The organism is Pseudomonas sp. GW821-FHT07E12 (assembly GCF_058986605.1).
This window is the reverse complement of sequence record NZ_JBYSVX010000014.1, coordinates 1-20,904: the sequence shown is the minus strand read 5'-3', so window position 1 is coordinate 20,904 and position 20,904 is coordinate 1. Positions and strand designations below refer to the sequence as shown.

Below are 20,904 nucleotides of genomic sequence, written 5' to 3'. Positions count from 1 at the left end.
ATCGATCTTCCATCCCGCAATGGGGGGATGGACGCAGCCGACCTGCCCATGCCGATGCAGGCGCAGCAACTCAGAGGACAGAACCTGTACCTGTATCTGGAAGTCAGCCTGAACCAGCGTCAACGTGGCCTGCGGCTGTTCCTCGAACGCGACGGGCACCTGCAGGCGCAGGTCGCCACGCTGCGCGACATCGGTTTCATCGTGTCCGACCACGCCGCCGAACAGTGGCTGGCATTGGAGAGCTTCGAAGGCATCCACATCGACTACGACGTCGCGCAGCAGCAATTGAGGCTGCAGGCACCGTGGTCGCTACTGAGCCTGGCCCCGACCCAGCTTGGCGAATCCTCCCAGGCCGCCCCCGAGGCCACCGCCTCGCCGGGTGCACTTGTCAACTACGACCTGTATGCCAATCACACAGGCGGAACCGACAGCGTGGTGTTGGGCAGCGAATTGCGGCTGTTCGGAATCGGCAATGGGACACTGACCCATACCGGGATCAACCAGGCCGTGCGTGACGCAACCCGTAGCGGCTGGCGCCATGAGTACGTGCGTCTGGACACCACCTGGCAATTCGACTTCCCGAAGTCGGCGGTGAGCCTGGGCATCGGCGACGTTTACAGCGGCTCACTCGACTGGTCGCGCAGCATGCGCATGGGGGGCATACAGATCAGGCGCAACTTCGCCCTGCAGCCCTATCGCATCATCACGCCTACACCAGGCTTCCTTGGCGAAGCTGCGCTGCCTTCGAACGTGGAACTGTATGTCGAGGGTCTGCGCCAATACAGCGGCGAAGTACCGGCCGGGCCGTTCCAGCTCGCCAGCCAGCCGGCGATCAGCGGGGCGGGCAACGCACAGATTGTGCTGACCGACGCCTACGGCCGGGTGCAGACCCTGGACTTCCCCCTGTACGGCACCAGCCGCCTGCTCGCCGCCGGAGAGTCGGACTGGTCGATCGAGACCGGCTGGTTGCGCAAGGCATTCGGGATACGCTCGTTCGCCTACGATTCGCGCCCCGTGGCAAGTGCCAGCCTGCGCCGCGGCATCAGCGACTCGACCACCGTCGAGGCGCATGCCGAGGGCGGCGGCGGCCTGGCCTTGGCAGGCGCGGGCGCGGCCTGGTTGCTTGGCGAAAGCGGCGGCGTGCTCAACGCTGCCTATGCGCACAGCAGCCTGCATGCCATGGACGGCGGCCAGTTCGCCCTCGGCTATCAATGGAACAGTCGCCGCTTCAGCGCAAGCATCGGCACCCAGCGCAGCCACGGTGATTTTCGCGACCTCAGTGCGCTGCAAGGGCTCCTGCCTGCACAAGCCAGCGATTTCGCGACGTTCGGAGTGAATTCCGAGTTTGCCGGCTCGTTCAGCACCAGCTATGTCAACCTCAAATACCCCGACGGAATGCGTTCGCGCTATGCCAGCCTGTTCTGGTCGCGCGCCCTTGCGGGGAACTGGGCGGGCAGCCTGTCGATGAGCCAGAACCTGGAACGATCGCAGGATCGCAGCATCTATCTCGCATTCTCAGCCGCTCTTGGCGACGAGCGTCAGGCCAACCTGGCGTTGCAGCGCAATGGTGATCAACAGGCGCTGGTCGCCGATCTGTCACGCCCGCTTCCCGGTGATGGTGACGTCGGCGGATACGGCTGGCGCCTGCAGGCACGCGCGGGCGATGGCAATGGTGGACTGGCCGAGCTGGGGTGGCTTGGCAACGTGGGCCGCTACTCCGTCGGAATCGCCAACCAGGCCGGCCAGGGCTATGCCTACGCCGACGCCAGCGGCAGTCTGGTGTGGATGGGCGGTCACGTCTTCGCCGCGCGCGACATCAATGACGCCTTCGCCCTGGTGGACACGGGCGGTTGGCCTGGCGTTCCGGTCCGGCTGGAGAATCGCCCGATCGGCGTCACCAACGCCGACGGCGTACTCCTGGTGACGCCGTTGCGCTCGTGGCAGCGCAACCGCCTGACGATCGACACATGGGATCTGCCGGCCAATGTGCGGGTAACACGGGTCGAAGCCGACGCCACCCCACGCCAGAAAGCCGGCGTGCGCGTGGATTTCGAGATCAAAAGCGTACGTGCAGCGCTGCTGGTACTGCACGACGCCAACGGACAACCGTTGCCACCCGGCAGCGAGGTACGTCTGCGCGGCAGTGCGGACACGGTACTGGTCGGCTATGACGGAGAGACCTACCTGGACACGCTGCAGGCTCACAACATCCTGGACGTGCAAACCAAGGATGCTGCCTGCGTCGCGCGGTTCGACTATCCGCCCGATGCTGGCGAGTTGCCGAGACTGGGCCCATTGCCCTGTCTCCAGGAGACGCCATGAACCATCCCGGCCTCCTGCTGCTCATCATGCTGGCGGGATTGTGGGCATGTCCCGGACCGGCACGCGCCAACACCACCTGCACAGTGCAAAGCGCCACATTGGCCTTCGGCACGGCCAGCTCGAGCTCGAACACCGATAGCAGCGTGAGCTTTTCCATCACCTGCAGCACCACCGCGCTGGCGGTGCTGGGTACCGCGCGGGTGCGCCTGTGCCTGGGTCTGGGCGATGGCAGCGGCGGGGTGGGCAGCTTCGCCCCCCGGCGGATGTCCAGCGCCGCCGGCAACACCACGCAATACCAGCTTTACATCGACGCCGCGCGCACCCAGATATGGGGCGCGCTCGGCAACACCACCATCCCCACGCCGCTGACGCTGGATTTCGCCTATCCGGTACCGCTGATCGGCGGCTCTCAATCCCAGTCCGTGACCCTGTACGGACGGATACCGGCCACGCAGAGCTTCTCGGTCGGCAGCTACAGCAGCAGCTTTACCGGTGCCGCCGCCGTGCTCAACTATGCCTACAACGAGAGCATCATCGGCAACACGAGCTACCCGACCAATTGCACTACCGCCATCACCGGCACCAAGACCGCCAGCAGCGCATTTCCCCTGACCGTCACCGCCAACGTCGCGCCCCATTGCGATACCTATGTGACCAGCAACCTGGACTTTGGCCAGGTCACCTCCGCCGGCATCGCCAGCGCCATCGCGGGCACCACCCACATTGGCCTGACCTGCACGAACCTCACCGCCTGGAACATCGGCCTGGACAACGGCCAGAACGCCAATGGCAACGTGCGACGCATGCGACAAGGCAGCAACTACGTCACTTACGAGCTGTACCGGGACAATGCCCACAGCTTGCGCTGGGGCAACACGATCGGTACCGACACAGCCCCCGGCACAGGTACCGGTGGGGCCCAGACCGTCACCGTGTATGGCCAGGTGCCTGTGCAGAACCCCGCCGCCGGCAGCTACAGCGACGTCGTCACGGTCACGATCACATATTGATTGCTGAAGAAGCACCCGGCGTGGCCGATAACCGGAGAAGCCATCCCTCCAGCTCCTGCCCGGTTATTGCATGCTTCGCCCAGCCTTGGCCATGTCGTTGACCCTGGTCATTCTGGCCACCTCCTTCGCCGCTTCCGGAAACGAACAAACCCAGTTGCAGGTCCGGCTGCGGCTGGTCCACAGCTGCGTGCTGTCACTGCAAGCTGCCGCTCCACCATCCTCCTGCGGCACGCTGCCGGCGCGGAATCCGGGCATGGATGCTATGGATGTTGCATCGAGCCCACCTCCCCAGGTCACGGCCCTGACCCCCACCGACAAGGACGCCGAGGCCGAGCGCACCTTCGTTACCTATACGTTCTGAGCGATGCGTCCCGGGCCTGCCATGCTATCGGCGATGCTTTGGCTGGCAGCGATCGGTTATCCGCTCAGTTCCGCGGCCGACTCACCGGACTCGATCCAAATCAGCCCAGTCAGCGTGCAGGTGCCGGCCGACGAACTCCAGGCGACCATCGATCTGGTCAACAACGGTACCCATCCCTGGTCCGCCGAAGCTGAGCTGTATGCATGGCATCAGCAGGACGATGACGAGCAGTTGCAACCGGCCCGGGATTTGGCGGTCAGCCCCAGCCGTTTTGTATTGCCGCCGGGTGCGCACCAGCGCCTGCGGCTGGTGCGGCTGACCACCCCACCGGCACAAACCGAACGCAGTTATCGGCTGATCGTCAGTGAATTGCCCACCGGAACCGCAAAGCCCCGCCTGCGCTACTCGGCCCCGGTGTTCGTGCTGCCGACGACGCTGCCGGCGCCCCCGCGGCTATACCTGCGGCTGGAGACCCAAGCCACACCAAGGTTGTACCTGCACAATGCCGGCCCACAACATGCACGCCTGGAAGAACTGACGTTTGTATCCGCCGACGGCCATCGCCAGCACCTGCAACCCGGCCTGGCAGGCTATGTGCTGCCAGGGAGCACACGTAGCTGGATACTGCCGGCACGGGCAGATGATTATGCCGGCGGGCGCTTCATGGCCGACCTGAACGGGCAAGGCGAACGCGAGATTACCGCTGCCCAACCCTGATGCCGGCCCATGCAGATTTGCCTGAGCCGGCATCGACCGGTATGATTCTCCGGTTCGCCTGCTTGGCGGACCGTCCACGCCGGACGTCATCGGCGAATCCACACCTGCCGCCCACATCCGTACCGGGGTGCCCCGCAAGGGGTTCGGACACGGAAGCGACAGGGAGGCCCAACCCCGGAACCCCCGCCCCTCAAGGCGGACCGCGCTTACATGAATGCGCGGCGGTTCCTTTTCAGGAGTTATCGCAATGCCCCAAGTCACCATGCGTCAGATGCTGGAAGCCGGCGTCCACTTCGGCCACCAGACCCGCTACTGGAACCCCAAGATGGCTCCGTACATCTTCGGCGCCCGCGGCAAGATCCACATCATCAACCTCGAGAAGACCGTTCCGCTGTTCAACGACGCGATGAACTTCCTCTCGAGCGTCGCGCAGAAGCGCGGCACCATCCTGTTCCTGGGCACCAAGCGCAGCGCACGCGATTCCATCAAGGAAGAAGCCGAGCGTTGCGGCCAGCCGTACATGACCCAGCGCTGGCTGGGCGGCACGCTGACCAACTTCCGCACCGTCAAGCAGTCGGTTGCGCGCCTGAAGGAACTGGAGTCGGCCGAGACCGACGGCACCTTCGAGAAGCTGGTCAAGCACGAAGTGCTGGGCCTGCGCCGCGAGCGCGACAAGCTGGAAGCCTCGCTGGGCGGCATCAAGGAAATGAACCGCCTGCCCGACGCGATCTTCGTGATCGACATCGGTCATGAGGACATCGCGATCAAGGAAGCCAAGAAGCTGGGCATCCCGGTCATCGCCGTGGTCGACACCAACTACGACCCGGCCCTGGTCGACTACGCGATCCCGGGCAACGACGACGCCATCCGCGCCGTGCAGCTGTACGCCCGCGCCGCCGCCGACGCCGTCCTGGAAGGCAAGGCTGCCGCTCCGAACTCGGCCTCGGTCCGCGAGGAAGAGTTCGCCGAAGCTTCCGACGAAGCCAAGGCAGCCCGCCGCGCCCCGGCCCGCAAGGGCAAGAAGGACGAGGCAGCCGCCGAGTAATCGGCCTGCCATGCGGTCACGCCATGCTGCGTGGCCGCCCCTCCGGCAGACGGGCCACCGGCCCGTCCTCGCCAGGCCGGATCGAATACCTGTTGGCGGGCCACGCCCCGCCCTACACACCGCATACGAGGTAATTCCGTGGAAATCACTGCTTCCCTGGTCAAGGAACTGCGCGAGCGCACCGGCGCCGGCATGATGGAATGCAAGAAGGCACTCACCGAGAGTGCCGGCAACATCGACGCTGCCGCCGAGGCGCTGCGCAAGTCGGGCCTGGCCAAGGCCGACAAGAAGGCTGACCGCGTCGCCGCCGAAGGCCGCGTCGTCGCTGCCCAGGCCGGCGGCAAGGCCGTGCTGGTCGAGATCAACTCCGAGACCGACTTCGTCGCCAAGGACGAGAACTTCATCGCCTTCGCCGATGCGATCGCCCAGGCCGCGCTGAACTCTGGCGCCGCCGACGCGGAAGCCCTCAAGAGCGCCAAGCTGCCCTCCGGCGAGACCGTCGAGGAAGCCCGCGCCGCCGCCGTCGCCAAGCTGGGCGAGAACATCCAGATCCGTCGCCTGGCCCGCGTCGAAGGCGCCAACAACGTGGCCGCCTACATCCATGGCGGCAAGATCGGCGTGCTGGTCGAGCTGGTCGGCGGCGATGCCGAGCTGGCTCGTGGCCTGGCGATGCACGTCGCCGCGATGAATCCGCCGCACAACAAGGCCGCCGATGTGCCGGCCGAGTTCGTCGCCAAGGAAAAGGAAATCGAACTGGCCAAGATGTCCGAGAAGGACAAGTCCAAGCCGGCCGAGATCCTGGAAAAGATCATCAGCGGCAAGATCAACAAGATCGTCAACGAAGTCACCCTGTACGGCCAGCCGTACGTGCTGGACAGCGACAAGTCGGTCGAGCAGGTGGTCAAGGCTGCCGGCGCCGACGTGAGCGGCTACCAGCGCCTGGTGGTCGGCGAAGGCATCGAGAAGGTGGTCGAGGATTACGCCGCCGAAGTCGCCAAGGCGATGCAGGTCTGATCCGACCGGTCGGTTACAGCAAAAAAGCCGCGGCCCGCCGCGGCTTTTTTCTTTCCGGCCACCGGCATCATCGTCCGGCAATACTTTGATACTGTACTTTCGGCTGAACCGCGACAAAATACGAGAATGCCACCAGAACTCCAGGCTGCACTGGCCTACTGTCGCAACCTGCCTTCGCCCCCGGGCGTCGCGTTGCGCATCATCGAGCTGGCCCAGAATCCGGATGCCGACATGACCAGCACCGCGGACGTGATCGCCATGGACATGGCGCTCAGTGCCCGCATGATGCGAGTGGCCAATTCACCGCTGTACGCAAGCCGTCGTCGCGTCGAGAACCTGGGTCAAGCGCTGGCGATGCTGGGCCTCAACGCCACCCTCAGTCTCGCGCTGGGCTTTTCGATGGTGCAGGACCTGCACAACGCGTTCGGAACGCATCCGCTGCACGAGCGCGTCTGGCGCCGCAGCGTCATCACCGCCCTGGCCTGCCGGGTGCTCGGACAGGCGCGCGGCCTGCGCAAGCCCGAGGAGTTGCTGCTGGCCGGGCTGCTGCAGGACATCGGCATCCTGGCGCTGCTGAAAGCCAATCCCAGCCTCTACGCGCCCCTGCTGGAAGGCGCGATCGACAACACCACGCTGATCGAGACCGAGCGTGCGGTCCTGGGCTGCGACCACGCGGTGGTCGGCGGCTGGCTGGCCAGCGAGTGGAATCTCCCCGAATACCTGTGCAAGGCCATCGCCCGCAGCGAGGCACCTGCCGATGCGAACGACCCGTTCGCCGCCTGCGTGGCGCTGTCCGGCCCTGTCGCCGACATCTGGCTGTCCGACGACCCGGTGCAGGCACGCGATGCCGCATTCGCCCTGGTCAAGGACGTGCTCCCGCTTGACGCGGAGCGCTTCGAGAAGGTGATCGAGCGGATCGGCGAATCGCTGCCGGACATCAGCGCGCTGTTCGAAGTCAAGGTTCCGCACCCGGGACATGTCGAGGCGATCTTCGAGCAGGCTCGCGAACTGGCATCGCTGCGTGGCCTGCGCGAGCTGCAGGAACTGGCCGATGCGCGCCGGCAGGCCGACGAGTCGGAGAACCGCGTCCGCCACTTCGCCGAACAGGCCAGTCGCGACGCGCTCACCGGCGTCTACAACCGCCACCAGTTGCATCCGCGGCTGGAGCAGGAATTCGAGATCGCCAATCGCCACGACTGGCCGCTGTCGCTGGCCTTCATCGATCTGGACGATTTCAAGCGCGTCAACGATGCACACGGCCATCTGGTCGGTGACGAGGTGCTGCGCAACTTCGCGCACACCTTGCAGCGCATGATGCGCAGCAGCGATGTCATCGCGCGCTATGGCGGCGAGGAATTCCTGGTGATCCTGCCGAATACCCCGCTGGCCGCCGCACAGGCGGTGCTGCAGCGGGTGCTGGCGGAGACCTCGCGCTCGCCCATGGCCCAGTCCGCCGGTGGCCCGCTTCACATCACCTTTTCGGCCGGCCTGGCGACCCAGGGCGACGGCCTGAACTTCGAAAACGTGGAAAGCCTGCTCAAGGCCGCCGACGAAGTGCTGTACCGCTCCAAGCATCGCGGTCGCAACCAGGTCAACGTGTATGGCGTCGAGCCCAGCACGGTCGGAAGCTGAGAGCATCACCGCAAACGTGTCGATCCACGGCCCGATTCGCCGTCTAAGGAAAAATTTACATCTCGGGCCTGTGCGCATCCGCTAGAATTTGCGCCGTTTGCCGTCCCCACTCCCGAGGTATCCCATGTCCGAACTTGCCTATCGCCGCATCCTTCTCAAGCTTTCCGGGGAGGCGCTGATGGGAGACGAGGACTATGGCATCGACCCGAAGGTGATCAACCGCCTCGCCCATGAGGTGATCGAGGCGCAGCAGGCCGGCGCGGAAGTCGCGCTGGTGATCGGCGGCGGCAACATCTTCCGCGGCGCCGGCTTGGCCGCAGGCGGCATGGACCGGGTCACCGGCGACCAGATGGGCATGCTCGCCACCGTCATCAACGCACTGGCGATGCAGGACGCGCTCGAAAAGCTCGGCGCCAAGGTGCGGGTGATGAGCGCGCTCAAGATCAACGACGTCTGCGAGGATTTCATCCGCCGCCGCGCGATCCGCCACCTCGAAAAGGGCCGCCTGGCGATCTTCGCCGCCGGCACCGGCAACCCGTTCTTCACCACCGACTCGGGCGCGGCGCTGCGCGCGATCGAGATCGGCGCGGATCTGCTGCTGAAGGCGACCAAGGTCGACGGCGTCTACAACAAGGATCCGAAGAAGCACAGCGACGCGGTCAAGTACGACAGCCTCAGCTACGACGAGGTCATCAAGCAGGGGCTGGAGGTGATGGACACCGCCGCCTTCGCGCTGGCCCGCGACAGCGACCTGCCACTGCGCATCTTCGACATGAGCCAGCCGGGCGTGTTGCTGCGCATCCTGCGCGGCGAGGCGATCGGCACGCTGGTCAAGGGCCGTAGCTGAGGAGATGCCGGGACCGGGGACTCGGGACCCGGAAAGCCAGGTGAACCGCGGCTTCAACGCCGCAGCGCACAGCCGCGTTTTTTCCCGGGTCCCCGGTCCCGGGTCCCGGGTCCCGGCTATAATCGCCCGATTCAGCTCCACACGGACTCCGGCGATGCTCAACGAAATCAAACAAGACGCTCAATCCCGCATGGTCAAGAGCATCGAGGCCCTGCGCCATACCCTGGTCAAAGTGCGTACCGGACGCGCTTCGACCGGCCTGGTCGACACCATCCGGGTCAGTGCCTACGGCAGTGACGTCCCGCTCTCGCAGGTTGCCGCCGTGTCGGTCTCCGACGCGCGCTCGCTGGTGATCAGCCCGTGGGACAAGGCCATGGTCGGCGTGATCGAGAAGGCGCTGCTCGCCTCCGATCTGGGCCTGACTCCGAACACCGCCGGCACCACCATCCGCCTCAACCTGCCGGCCCTGACCGAGGAGCGCCGCAAGGAGCTGGCCAAGGTCGTGCACGGCGAAGGCGAAGAGACCAAGGTCGCCATCCGCAACATCCGCCGCGATGCCAACCAGAAGGTCAAGGACCTGCTCAAGGACAAGGCGATCACCGAGGACGAGGTGCGTCGCAGCGAGGAAGACATCCAGAAGATCACCGACAAGGCGATCAAGGATGTCGATGACGTGGTCAAGGGCAAGGAACAGGAACTGATGGCAGTCTGATCCTCGTTGATCACAGCCATGTCCGACTCCGAAGCATCCCCGCAGTTGCCCCGTCACATTGCCATCGTCATGGATGGTAATGGGCGCTGGGCGCAGCGTCGACGTCGCCCGCGCATGATCGGGCATCGTGCCGGTGCGCGTGCGGTCAATCGCACCATCGACACCTGCCTCGAGAAAGGCATCCAGGCGCTGACCTTGTTCGCGTTCTCCAGCGAGAACTGGGGCCGGCCGCAGGATGAAGTCGACGCACTGATGAAGCTGTTCATGCATGCACTCGATCGCGAGGTCGATGAGCTGCACCGGCGCGGCGTGCAGGTGCGTTTCATCGGCGACCGCACGCGTTTCGCCGCGAACATCGGCGAACGCATGCAGCGTGCGGAAACCGCCACCGCCGGCAACCAGCGCCTGGTGTTGTCGATCGCCGCCAGTTACGGCGGGCGCCAGGACATCGCCCTGGCCGCGCGTGCGCTGGCCGAGGACGTGGCCGCTGGCCGGCTGGCACCGGAGCAGATCGACGAAACACGGCTTGCCCAGCGCGTTGCGCTATCTGACCTGCCACCGCCGGATCTGTTCATCCGCACCGGCGGCGATACCCGCATCAGCAACTTCCTGCTCTGGCAGCTCGCCTACGCCGAACTCTGGTTCACCGAGACGCTGTGGCCTGATTTCGATGCCGACGTGTTCCAGCAGGCGCTGGACGACTTCGCCGGACGCGAGCGTCGCTTCGGCCTGACCAGCGCACAGATCGCCACGCACGCGACCGAGAGCTCTTCCGCATGACCAAGACCCGCGTCATCGCTGCACTGATCATGGCGCCGGTCGCCATCTGCGCGATCCTGTTCCTGCGCACCGACTGGCTGGCGGCGCTGGCCGCCATCGTGTTCCTGACCGGGCTGTGGGAATGGCTCAAGCTGTCCGGGCTCGACGACACCCTGCCGCGCACCGTGCTGCTGGTCCTGAACCTGCTGCTGATGGTGCTGCTGGTGTGGGCTTCGGCCGGCTCGGCCGTGCTGTTCCAGATCGCCGTGCTGATTGGCGTGGGATGGTGGCTGCTGGCCCTGCTGTGGCTGCGCTTCTTCAACTTCGGCGCCAACCCCGGCGACAGCGGTGCCGGTGTACTCAAGCTTGCCGCCGGCACGCTCGCGGTGATCCCCGCCTGGTCGGCGCTGTTGCTGTTGCACCTGGGCACGCGCGATGCGTTCGATGGCGCCGCCTCGCTGCGGGATCACCTGTGGCTGCTGACCGCACTGACCATGGTGTGGGCGGCGGATTCCGGTGCCTATTTCGCCGGCCGCCACTTCGGCCGCCACAAGCTGGCGCCGCGGATCAGCCCGAACAAGACCATCGAAGGCGTGATCGGCGGCCTGCTGGCTGGCCTGGCGGTCGCCACCGTGTTCGGCCTGCTCGCCGGCCTCCCGATTGCCTACCTGCCGCGCCTGCTGTTGGTCGCGGCGGTGGCGGTGCTGGCCTCGGTGCTGGGCGATCTGTTCGAAAGCCTGCTCAAGCGCCACGCCGGCGCCAAGGACTCCGGCAACGTGATCCCCGGCCACGGCGGCGTACTGGACCGGATCGATGGCGTGCTCGCCGCGCTGCCGGTGTTCGCGCTCGGCAAGGAAATCCTGGGTTTCTGAGATGGCCGTGAGTTCCCTTCGTCAGGTCGCCGTATTCGGCGCCACCGGTTCGATCGGCGCCTCCGCGCTGGATGTGATCGCGCGCCATCCGCAACGCCTGCGCGCCAGCGTGCTGGCGGCGGGCAGCAAGGTCGATGAACTGATCGAACTGTGCCGCAAGCATCGCCCCGATCACGCCGTGATCGCCAATCCCGATCTGTTCCAGGCGCTGCGCCATGGCCTGCGCGAAGCCGGCCTGGACATCCAGCCACACGCCGGCCAGGACGCACTGATCGAACTGGCCGGCAGCGACGCCTGCGACACCGTGATCGCGGCGATCGTCGGTGCCGCCGGACTGCCTTCCACGCTCGCTGCCGCGCGCGCCGGCAAGCGCCTGCTGCTGGCCAACAAGGAATCGCTGGTGCTCGCTGGCGAGCTGCTGATGCGCACCGCCGCCACGGCCGGCTGCGAGATCATCCCGATCGACAGCGAACACAGCGCGATCTTCCAATGCCTGAACTCGTGCGACGCCGGTCGCGGGGTGCGCAAGGTTGTCCTGACCGCTTCCGGCGGCCCGTTCCGTGGCCGCAGCCGTGCCGAGCTGGCGCAGGTGACACCGGCCCAGGCCGTGGCCCATCCGAAGTGGTCGATGGGCCCGAAGATCTCGGTCGATTCGGCCACCCTGATGAACAAGGGCCTGGAAGTCATCGAAGCCCACCACCTGTTCGGGTTGGAAGCCTCGCGCATCGAAGTGCTGGTGCACCCGCAGAGCCTGGTGCATTCGCTGGTCGAGTTCGTCGATGGCTCCACCCTGGCCCAGCTCGGCCTGCCCGACATGCGCACCACCCTGGCAGTGGGCCTGGCGTGGCCGGAACGGATCGGTTCCGGCGTGGCCGGTCTGGACCTGCGCCAGCAGGGACGACTGGACTTCGAAGCCCCCGATCTGGATGCCTTTCCCTGCCTTAAATTGGCATGGGATGCCATGAATGCCGGCGGTTGCGCGCCGGCGATCCTGAACGCTGCCAACGAAGTCGCGGTTTCAGCCTTTCTTCAGGGCCGGATCGGTTTCCTAGCTATCCCTGCGTTGGTCGAGCACGCGCTCTCCACGCTTCCCGGGGAAAATGCGGATACGCTGGAACACCTGTTGGCAGTGGATGCCCAGGCCCGCCAGGTGACCGAAGCAGCCCTCGCCCGCCATTGAGCCCGATGCCCTTGCACTTGCCCTTCCACGGCCGCCACCCATGAGTGACCTGCTCGGATCCATCTGGTGGATGATCGTCAGCTTGGGCGTGCTGGTGACGTTTCACGAATTCGGCCATTTCTGGGTCGCGCACCGCTGTGGCGTGAAGGTGCTGCGCTTCTCGGTCGGCTTTGGCCGCCCGCTGTGGTTGCGCCGCGACCGCCATGGCACCGAGTTCGCGATCGCCGCGATCCCGCTCGGCGGCTACGTCAAGATGCTCGACGAGCGCGAAGGCAACGTGCATCCGGCCGAACGCGCGATGGCCTTCAATGGCAAGAACGTCTGGCAGCGGATCGCGATCGTCGCGGCCGGCCCGATCGCCAACCTGCTGCTGTGCATGCTGCTGCTGTGGGCGATGTTCGTGATCGGCAAGCAGGACTATTCGGCCACGCTCGGCCATGTCGAAGGCCTGGCCGCGCAAGCCGGGCTGAGGTCGGGTGACCGCGTGCAATCGGTCGATGGCCGCACCGTGACCAGTTGGGCCGACACCAGCATGTTGCTGACCACCGCCGCGATGGACCAGCGCGACGTGCGCGTCCAGGCGGTCGACGCCGATGGTGGCGAGCGGGCCGTCACCGTGCGCATGTCGCAGCTGCCGGCCGGCTTCTCCGAGCAGCGCGCGCCGGAACTGGCGGGTTTCAGCTGGCAATTCATGAACCAGCCGGCGCAGGTTTCCGAGATCGTCCCCGGTTCGGCTGCCGATGGCGTGCTCAAGCCAGGGGACCGGATTGTCGCGATCGACGGCCACCCGGTGGATTCATCCGACCAGGTCGCCCCGCAGATCCAGACGCTGGGTGAGCGTGGTGGTCAGGGCATGATCGAGGTCGAGCGCAACGGCGACCGGCTGGCACTGGAACTGCTGCCGACCCGCGAAGCCGGCACCGATGGCCAGCCGGCCTACCGGATCGGCATCGCGCTGGGGCGCGGGGCGGCCCCGCCCTACGACGCCCGCCTGCAGTACGGCGTGTTCGCCGCGGTGCCGGCGGCGATCCGCGAGACCGGCCGCCTGGCCGGCGACTCGCTCGGCATGATCCGGCGCATGCTGACCGGGCATGCCTCGGTCAAGAACATTTCCGGCCCGATCACCATCGCCAAGGTCGCCAACGCCTCGGCCAAGCGCGGCGTGGATTGGTTCCTGTACTTCCTCGCCCTGCTGTCGCTGAGCCTGGCGATCGTCAACCTGCTCCCGATCCCGATCTTGGACGGGGGACACCTGCTGTATTACCTTATCGAGTTGGTCAAGGGCAGCCCGCTCAGTGAGCGAGCCATGGCCGCCGGGCAATACGCGGGCCTGGCGGTGCTCGCCGGGCTGATGGGGTTGGCGTTCTACAACGACATCCTCGGCCAGGTCCCGTGACGAAAAAACCTGCTGCAAAAGAACACAAGCCCCTCATGTCGTCGTCATACGCCGGCAACCTGCAACCCACGAATTCGACTTCAACCGGATGTGACATGACGAGATTTCCCACTCGCCGCCTCCTCGCTCTAGCCCTTTCCACCGGCCTGAGCCTGCCTATGCTCGCGGTCGCGGCCGAGCCCTTCGTCGCCAGCGATATTCGCGTCGACGGCCTGCAGCGCATTTCCTCCGGCACCGTCTTCACCTACCTTCCGGTCAATCGTGGCGACTCCGTCGACGATTCCAAGGTGGCCGAGTCGATCCGTGCGTTGTACCGCACCGGCTTCTTCGAGGACGTGCAGCTCGACCGCCAGGGCAGCATCCTGGTGATCACGGTCAAGGAGCGTCCGGCGATCAACAAGCTGACCGTGACCGGCAACAAGGACATCAAGTCCGAGGAACTGCTCAAGGGCCTGAGCGACATCGGCCTGAGCGAGGGCGGCACCTTCGACCGCCTGAGCCTGGACCGCGTCACCCAGGAGCTGACCCGTCAGTACAACAACCGCGGCAAGTACAACGTCCAGATCACCCCGACGGTAAGTCCGCTGGACCGCAACCGCGTGGACGTGGCGATCGCGATCAAGGAAGGCAAGGCGGCCAAGATCCGCCACGTCAACCTGGTCGGCACCGACAAGTTCCTGGACAAGGACATCACCGACCAGTGGGAGTCCAAGGAGCACAACTGGAAGTCGTGGTACAGCCGCGATGACCAGTACTCCAAGGAAAAGATGTCCGGCGACCTGGAAAAGCTCAACTCCTGGTACCTGGACCGTGGCTATATCGACTTCAACATCGATTCCACGCAGGTCGCGATCAGCTCCGACAAGCGCGACATGTTCATCAGCGCCGGCGTCACCGAAGGCGAGCGCTACAAGATCTCGGAGATCAAGGTCACCGGCGACACCGTGCTGCCGCAGGCAGACGTCGAGAAGCTGGTGATCCCCAAGGCCGGCGACATCTTCTCGCGCGCCCTGCTCGAGTACAGCTCGGACGCGATCACCAACACCCTGGCCAACGTCGGCTATGCCTTCGCCAAGGTCAACCCGATTCCGGTTCCCGACCGCGAGCACCGCACCGTCGCGGTCAACCTGCAGGTCGTGCCGGGTCCACGCGTCACCGTGCGCCGGATCATCTTCAAGGGCAACTCCCGCACCTCCGACGAGGTGTTGCGTCGTGAGATGCGCCAGTTCGAGAACACCTGGTATTCGCAGGCGGCGATCGACCGCTCCAAGATCCGCCTGCAGCGCCTGGGCTACTTCGAGACCGTCAACGTCGAAACGCCGGCCGTGCCGGGCAGCAACGACCAGGTCGACGTGGTCTACAACGTCAAGGAGACCACCTCGGGCAGCTTCCAGATCGGCCTGGGTTACTCGCAGACCTACGGCGTGACCACCTCGGTGCAGCTGTCGCAGAACAACTTCCTCGGCGGCGGCAACCGCGTGTCGGTGGAAGCCTCGCGCAGCAGCTACCAGGACCGCTACTCGTTCTCCTACACCAATCCGTTCTTCACCGACGACGGCATCTCGCTGGGCTACAACCTGGCGTGGCAGAAGCTGGACTACTCCGACTACAACGCCGCGCAGTACAACAGCAAGAAGGGCTCGGCGCAGGCGATCTTCGGCATTCCGATCACCGAGAACGATGCGTTCTCGGTGATGTTCGGCATCGACAGCAACCAGATCACCACCTACGCCGGCTACACGCCGACCGCGATCATCAATTACATCGACGCGGTCGGCCAGAAGACCTTCCATACCTGGCGGACCGAGGTGGGCTGGGCGCGCGACACCCGTAACGACTACTTCATGCCGACCCGCGGTACCTATCAGCGCCTGGGCGCGGAAGTGGCGCTGCCTGGCTCGACGGCGGAGTACTACAAGCTCACCTACTCGTTCTCCAAGTACTGGCCGATCATCCCGTCGATCGTGCTGAACTCGCGTCTGGACCTGGGCTACGGCGGAGGTTACGGCAAGACCTACTCGCGCGATATCTGCGGTGAGACAGTGGATTCCGTCTTCACCGCCGAAACCTGCGACGGAACCAACCTGGTCCGCCACGTGACCGCCTCCGGCCTGCCGTTCTTCGAGAACTTCTACGCCGGCGGCACCAACTCCGTGCGCGGCTTCGAAGACAACACGCTCGGCCCGCGTTCGGAAGCGACCTACTACTACAGCAAGGGTCAGCCGCTGGGTGGCTCGGTCAAGACGGTCGGCTCGTTCGAAATGTATTTCCCGAAGCTGTTCGACAGCCCGTCGGCGCGTGTTTCCGCGTTCGTCGACTACGGCAACGTCTACGACGGCTGGAGCAACTTCAGCGCCAGCGATCTTCGCGTCTCCACCGGTATCGCCCTGCTGTGGCGCGCGCCGGTCGGCCCGATCTCGATCAGCTACGCGTTCCCGCTCAAGAAGGAAGACGGCGACGAGATCGAACGCCTGCAGTTCACCTTTGGCGGGCAGTTCTAGCGAACTGCCCGGCGCCCGGCGGGGACCTCGCCCCCCGCCGGCCCATACGCCCGAGAAGCAGGGCGCATGGGTCCCGCGTCTTGGCTTGCCAAATCCCCGCGCCTGTCGGCGCGCCCCCTTTACTAAAGGGGGCTTTTTTCCATTTCGTCGACCGCCAGCTGCACGGATGGGACATCCAGCCCGTGCCGTACCCGTTCGCACCACGCAGCATGACCGCTATCCCCGCGCACAGTAGAATCCCGGCGTGAATACTCCTACCTATACCGCTCAGGACATCGCCGAGCGCTTCGGCCTGCAGGTGCACGGCGACGGCGGCGTGGCCATCCACGGTGTCGCCACCCTGGCCCAGGCCGGTACCGGCCAGCTCAGCTTCCTGGCCAATCCGCGCTACCGTGCGCAGCTCGCCGACAGCCAGGCCTCGATCGTGGTGCTGCGTGCCGATGACGCCGAGGCTGCGCCGGGCACCGCGCTGATCGCGAAAGATCCCTACACCACCTTCGCCAAGATCTCCGCGCTGTTCGACGTGCCACCGGCACGCGAGGCCGGTGTCCACCCGATGGCGAGCATCGACCCGAGCGCCACTGTCTCGCCTACCGCGCATATCGGCGCCTTCGTCAGCATCGGCGCGCGCAGCGTGATCGGCGACGGCTGCATCGTCGGCACCGGCAGCGTGATCGGCGAGGACTGTGTGGTCGGCGACGGTACGGAACTGATCGCACGCGTCACCCTGGTCACCCGCGTGCGGCTGGGCAAGCGCGTGCGCGTGCACCCCGGCGCGGTGCTCGGTGCCGACGGCTTCGGCCTGGCGATGGACGCCGGCCGCTGGATCAAGGTGCCGCAGCTTGGCGGCGTGGTGATCGGCGACGACTGCGAGATCGGTGCCAACAGCTGCATCGATCGCGGTGCGCTGGAAGACACCGTGCTCGAAGAGGACGTGCGCATCGACAACCTGGTGCAGATCGCCCACAACTGCCGCATCGGCGCACATACCGCGATCGCCGGCTGCACCGGCATTGCCGGCAGCGCCAGGATCGGCCGCTACTGCTTGCTCGGCGGCCACGTCGGCGTGGTTGGCCATCTGGAAATCTGCGACAAGGTCATCATCACCGGCAAATCGGTGGTGCGCAATTCCATCCACGAGCCGGGCGAATATTCGTCCGGAACCCCGCTTACCGACAACCGTACGTGGCGTAAGAACGCTGCGCGCTTCAAGCAGCTCGATGCCCTTGCCCGGCGCATTCTGGCTGTGGGCAAGGAGAAAGAATGAACGATACGCTGCAGTTGCCAATCGACGTCACCCGCATTCAAGAACTGCTTCCGCACCGCTACCCGTTTCTGCTGGTGGACCGGGTGCTGGAACTGGACCGGGAAGCCCGCCGCATCGTGGCGCAGAAGAACGTGAGCATCAACGAGCCGTTCTTCCAGGGCCATTTCCCGACCCGGCCGGTCATGCCTGGCGTGCTGATCATCGAAGCGCTGGCGCAGGCCGGCGGCGTGATGACCCAGCTGTGCCTGGACCGCGATGCGGAGTCCACGCTGTTCTACATGGTCAAGGTCGACAATGCGCGCTTCAACAAGCAGGTCGTGCCCGGCGACGTGTTGATCCTGGACGTGCAGATGAAACGGCTGATCCGCAACATGGGCTGGTATTACGGCGAGGCCAAGGTGGACGGCGAAGTGGTCGCCAGTGCCGAAGTGATGTGCGCCGGCGCCAAGGGCTGAGTGCCTGAGCGTATCTGGAGGAACGATGAGCAACGATACCCCCCTGATCCATCCCACCGCCGTCATCGATCCGTCGGCCAAGCTGGCGGCCGATGTCCGCGTGGGCGCCTTCACCATCATCGGTGCGGATGTCGAGATCGGCGAAGGCACGCAGATCGGTCCGCATTGCAGTGTGCATGGCCCGACCCGCATCGGCCGCAACAATCGCGTGATCGGCCACGCGGCGATCGGTGGCGAACCGCAGGACAAGAAGTTCGCCGGTGAGCGCACCGAGCTGGTGATCGGCGACAACAACCTGATCCGCGAGTTCGTCACGATCAACCGCGGCACCAGTGGCGGCGGCGGCATCACCACGATCGGCAACGACAACTGGATGCTGGCCTACACCCATGTCGCCCATGACTGCCATGTCGGCAATCACTGCGTGTTCTCCAACAACACCACGCTGGCTGGTCATGTCGTGGTCGGCGACTGGGTGATCATCAGCGGCTTCTCGGGCGCCCACCAGTTCTGCCGGATCGGCTCGCACGCCTTCCTCGGCATGGGCGCACTGACCAATGGCGACGTGCCGCCGTTCACGATGGTCGGCACCGACTCGCTCGGCCGCCCGCGCGGCATCAACAGCGAAGGCCTCAAGCGTCGCGGCTTCTCGCCCGAGCGCATCGCCGCGATCAAGCGCGCCTACCGCACGCTGTACGTGGCCGGCCTGCCGCTGGCCGAAGCCAAGCAGGAACTGGCCGACCAGGCGCGCAACAGCGAGGATGTGCGCAACATGCTTGAGTTCATCGAGCACACCGAGCGGCCGTTGTTGCGATGAGCGTCGGGATTCGGGATTCGGGATTGGGGATTCGTAACGGCGCCGGCAGCGGCCCGAACGATGGCTTGGTTGCGAATCCCGAATCCCAAATCCCGAATCCCCGCGCAGCGCCGCTGCGCGTAGCACTGCTCGCCGGTGAAACCTCCGGCGACCTGCTCGGTGCCGGGCTGATAGAGGAATTGCGCAAGCGTTATCCCGATGCCGAATTCGCCGGCATCGGCGGCGATGCCATGCGCAATGCCGGCTGCGAGACCTGGTTCGACGCCAGCGAACTGTCGCTGATGGGGCTGGTCGAAGTGCTGCGGCATCTGCCGCGCCTGTTGAAGTTGCGTCGCGAGTTCCGCGAGCGTGCATTGGCCTGGCAGCCGGATGTGTTCATCGGTATCGACGCACCGGACTTCAACCTCCCGGTCGAGCGCTGGCTCAAGCAGCGCGGCGTGCGCACCGTGCACTACGTCAGCCCATCGGTGTGGGCATGGAAGGAAAAGCGCGCCGAGAAGATCGGTGCCAGCGCGGACATGGTGCTGTGCCTGTTCCCGATGGAGCCGGCGATCTATCACCGCCACGGCGTGGACGCACGCTTCGTCGGCCACCCGATGGCCGATGCGATTTCCTACCAGGTCGACCGCGACGCGGCACGCGCCACGCTCGGGTTGTCTTCATCCAGTCCGGTGCTGGCGCTCCTGCCTGGCAGCCGCCATGGCGAGATCAACCGCCTGGGCGACACGTTCCTTGCAGCCGCCTGGCAGGTGGCCGAGAAACTGCCTGGTTTGCAGGTACTGATCCCGGCCGCCAATCCCGGCTGCAGGTCGCTGATCGCCGAACAGTTGTCGCGCTCGGCGCTGCCGGTGTTGAACTCGCACATCCTCGACGGCCAGGCGCGCACCGCGATGATCGCCGCCGACGTGGTGCTGCTCGCGTCCGGCACCGCCACGCTGGAAGCGATGCTGGTCAAGCGCCCGATGGTGGTCGGCTACAAGGTCGCGCCGTTGACCTACCGCATCGTCAAGGCGCTGAAGCTGATCAAGGTCGACCGCTTCGCGCTGCCCAACATTCTGGCAGGCGAGGATCTGGCGCCGGAGCTGATGCAGGATGACTGCACGCCCGAGCAACTGGCGGCGGCGGTGCTGAACTGGTTCGAACACCCCGAAGACGTTGCCCGGTTGCAGCCCAAGTACCTGCGACTGCATGCGGAACTGCGCCGCGACGCCTCCGCGCGCGCGGCCGAAGCGGTGGGGGAGCTGCTGGTGCAGCAACGGGATTCGGGATTCGGGAGTGGGGATTCGCAAGAGAAGTCGCGATGAAATCCCCCACCAGCTACTCGCTGTTCAACGAATCCCCAATTCCCAATCCCGAATCCCTGCTCTACGCCGGCGTAGACGAAGCCGGTCGCGGCCCATTGGCTGGCCCGGTCGCGGTAGCAGCGGTGGTGTTCGATCCATCCAAGCCACGCATCAACGGACTGGACGATTCCAAACAGCTCAGCGCCGAACGCCGCGAAGCGCTCTATCCCCGCATCGTCGAACGCGCGCTCGCCTGGAGCGTGGTGCTGATAACGGTGGAGGAGATCGACCGCCTCAACATCTTCCAGGCGACCATGCTCGGCATGCGTCGCGCGGTGGAAGGCGTTGCGCATGTGGCCGGATACGCCCGGATCGACGGCAACCGCGTGCCCAAGGCGCTGCCCTGCCCGGCCGAGGCGCTGGTCGGCGGCGACGCACTCGATCGCGCGATCATGGCGGCCTCGATCGTCGCCAAGGTCACCCGCGACCGCTACATGCACGAACTGCACCAGCGCCATCCGGAATACGGCTTCGACCAGCACAAGGGCTACGGCACGCCGGCCCACTTGCGCGCATTGCGCACGCACGGCCCCTGCCCTGAGCATCGGCGCAGTTTCGCGCCAGTACGCGATTGCCTGGGAGTAGCCCCGTAGGAGCGGCTTCAGCCGCGATGGGGCTTTACCGGTAAGCCCCTGTCTCTTATCCCCATCTGAC

At 65.7% G+C, this 20,904-nt stretch carries 19 protein-coding genes; all 19 read left to right on the top strand.

Annotated features, from left to right (window positions below):
- Window positions 1-27: 27 nt before the first annotated feature.
- The 19 genes from AC3WJE_RS10005 to rnhB all read left to right on the top strand — a co-directional run bounded on the left by AC3WJE_RS10005 (window position 28) and on the right by rnhB (window position 20,843).
- Entirely contained in the window at window positions 28-2,322 is a 2,295-nt protein-coding gene (locus AC3WJE_RS10005) for a fimbria/pilus outer membrane usher protein (RefSeq protein ID WP_493730644.1), read from the top strand.
- The gene (locus tag AC3WJE_RS10000; RefSeq protein ID WP_493730643.1) at window positions 2,319-3,332 is read left to right on the top strand and encodes a Csu type fimbrial protein; all 1,014 of its coding nucleotides are present in this window, start codon (window positions 2,319-2,321) and stop codon (window positions 3,330-3,332) included. Before AC3WJE_RS10005 ends, AC3WJE_RS10000 begins: the two co-directional genes overlap by 4 nt.
- Window positions 3,333-3,423: 91 nt before the next feature.
- Complete coding sequence (locus AC3WJE_RS09995; protein ID WP_493730642.1) at window positions 3,424-3,693, top strand: hypothetical protein; 270 nt, start codon at window positions 3,424-3,426, stop codon at window positions 3,691-3,693.
- Window positions 3,694-3,726: 33 nt separating this feature from the next.
- Window positions 3,727-4,410, top strand: a complete 684-nt coding sequence (locus AC3WJE_RS09990) for a fimbrial biogenesis chaperone (protein ID WP_493730641.1) — start codon at window positions 3,727-3,729, stop codon at window positions 4,408-4,410.
- A gap of 247 nt (window positions 4,411-4,657) precedes the next feature.
- Complete coding sequence (gene rpsB, locus AC3WJE_RS09985) at window positions 4,658-5,455, top strand: 30S ribosomal protein S2 (protein ID WP_493730640.1); 798 nt, start codon at window positions 4,658-4,660, stop codon at window positions 5,453-5,455.
- Between the two features lie 138 nt (window positions 5,456-5,593).
- The gene (gene tsf, locus AC3WJE_RS09980) at window positions 5,594-6,469 is read left to right on the top strand and encodes a translation elongation factor Ts (RefSeq protein WP_493730639.1); all 876 of its coding nucleotides are present in this window, start codon (window positions 5,594-5,596) and stop codon (window positions 6,467-6,469) included.
- A 126-nt stretch (window positions 6,470-6,595) separates the two neighbouring features.
- Window positions 6,596-8,101 (top strand): sensor domain-containing diguanylate cyclase, encoded by a 1,506-nt coding sequence (locus tag AC3WJE_RS09975; protein WP_493730638.1) that lies wholly within the window; start codon window positions 6,596-6,598, stop codon window positions 8,099-8,101.
- A gap of 124 nt (window positions 8,102-8,225) precedes the next feature.
- On the top strand, window positions 8,226-8,948 hold the full coding sequence (gene pyrH / locus AC3WJE_RS09970) for a UMP kinase (protein WP_493730637.1): 723 nt from the start codon (window positions 8,226-8,228) through the stop codon (window positions 8,946-8,948).
- A gap of 154 nt (window positions 8,949-9,102) precedes the next feature.
- A complete protein-coding gene (gene frr, locus AC3WJE_RS09965; RefSeq protein WP_493730636.1) occupies window positions 9,103-9,660 on the top strand; it encodes a ribosome recycling factor in 558 nt (185 codons plus the stop codon).
- Window positions 9,661-9,678: 18 nt separating this feature from the next.
- Entirely contained in the window at window positions 9,679-10,440 is a 762-nt protein-coding gene (gene uppS / locus AC3WJE_RS09960; RefSeq protein ID WP_493730635.1) for a polyprenyl diphosphate synthase, read from the top strand.
- The gene (locus tag AC3WJE_RS09955; RefSeq protein ID WP_493730634.1) at window positions 10,437-11,291 is read left to right on the top strand and encodes a phosphatidate cytidylyltransferase; all 855 of its coding nucleotides are present in this window, start codon (window positions 10,437-10,439) and stop codon (window positions 11,289-11,291) included. The genes uppS and AC3WJE_RS09955 overlap by 4 nt, the downstream gene beginning before the upstream one ends.
- Before the next feature lie 7 nt (window positions 11,292-11,298).
- Window positions 11,299-12,471: a 1-deoxy-D-xylulose-5-phosphate reductoisomerase gene (locus AC3WJE_RS09950; protein WP_493730633.1), complete on the top strand. Its 1,173-nt coding sequence runs from the start codon at window positions 11,299-11,301 to the stop codon at window positions 12,469-12,471.
- Window positions 12,472-12,511: 40 nt separating this feature from the next.
- The gene (rseP, locus tag AC3WJE_RS09945; protein WP_493730632.1) at window positions 12,512-13,867 is read left to right on the top strand and encodes an RIP metalloprotease RseP; all 1,356 of its coding nucleotides are present in this window, start codon (window positions 12,512-12,514) and stop codon (window positions 13,865-13,867) included.
- Window positions 13,868-14,025: 158 nt separating this feature from the next.
- Entirely contained in the window at window positions 14,026-16,368 is a 2,343-nt protein-coding gene (gene bamA, locus AC3WJE_RS09940; RefSeq protein WP_493730631.1) for an outer membrane protein assembly factor BamA, read from the top strand.
- 244 nt (window positions 16,369-16,612) lie between these two features.
- Window positions 16,613-17,635 carry a UDP-3-O-(3-hydroxymyristoyl)glucosamine N-acyltransferase gene (gene lpxD, locus AC3WJE_RS09935; RefSeq protein ID WP_493730630.1) on the top strand — a complete coding sequence of 341 codons (1,023 nt, stop codon included), beginning with the start codon at window positions 16,613-16,615 and terminating at the stop codon, window positions 17,633-17,635.
- Window positions 17,632-18,090 carry a 3-hydroxyacyl-ACP dehydratase FabZ gene (gene fabZ, locus AC3WJE_RS09930; protein ID WP_493730629.1) on the top strand — a complete coding sequence of 153 codons (459 nt, stop codon included), beginning with the start codon at window positions 17,632-17,634 and terminating at the stop codon, window positions 18,088-18,090. Before lpxD ends, fabZ begins: the two co-directional genes overlap by 4 nt.
- A 25-nt stretch (window positions 18,091-18,115) precedes the next feature.
- Window positions 18,116-18,907 (top strand): acyl-ACP--UDP-N-acetylglucosamine O-acyltransferase, encoded by a 792-nt coding sequence (gene lpxA / locus AC3WJE_RS09925; RefSeq protein ID WP_493730628.1) that lies wholly within the window; start codon window positions 18,116-18,118, stop codon window positions 18,905-18,907.
- Window positions 18,904-20,211, top strand: coding sequence for a lipid-A-disaccharide synthase (lpxB, locus tag AC3WJE_RS09920; RefSeq protein WP_493730627.1), 1,308 nt, complete (start codon window positions 18,904-18,906; stop codon window positions 20,209-20,211). Before lpxA ends, lpxB begins: the two co-directional genes overlap by 4 nt.
- The gene (gene rnhB, locus AC3WJE_RS09915; protein WP_493730626.1) at window positions 20,208-20,843 is read left to right on the top strand and encodes a ribonuclease HII; all 636 of its coding nucleotides are present in this window, start codon (window positions 20,208-20,210) and stop codon (window positions 20,841-20,843) included. The genes lpxB and rnhB overlap by 4 nt, the downstream gene beginning before the upstream one ends.
- The last annotated feature ends 61 nt before the right edge of the window (window positions 20,844-20,904 follow it).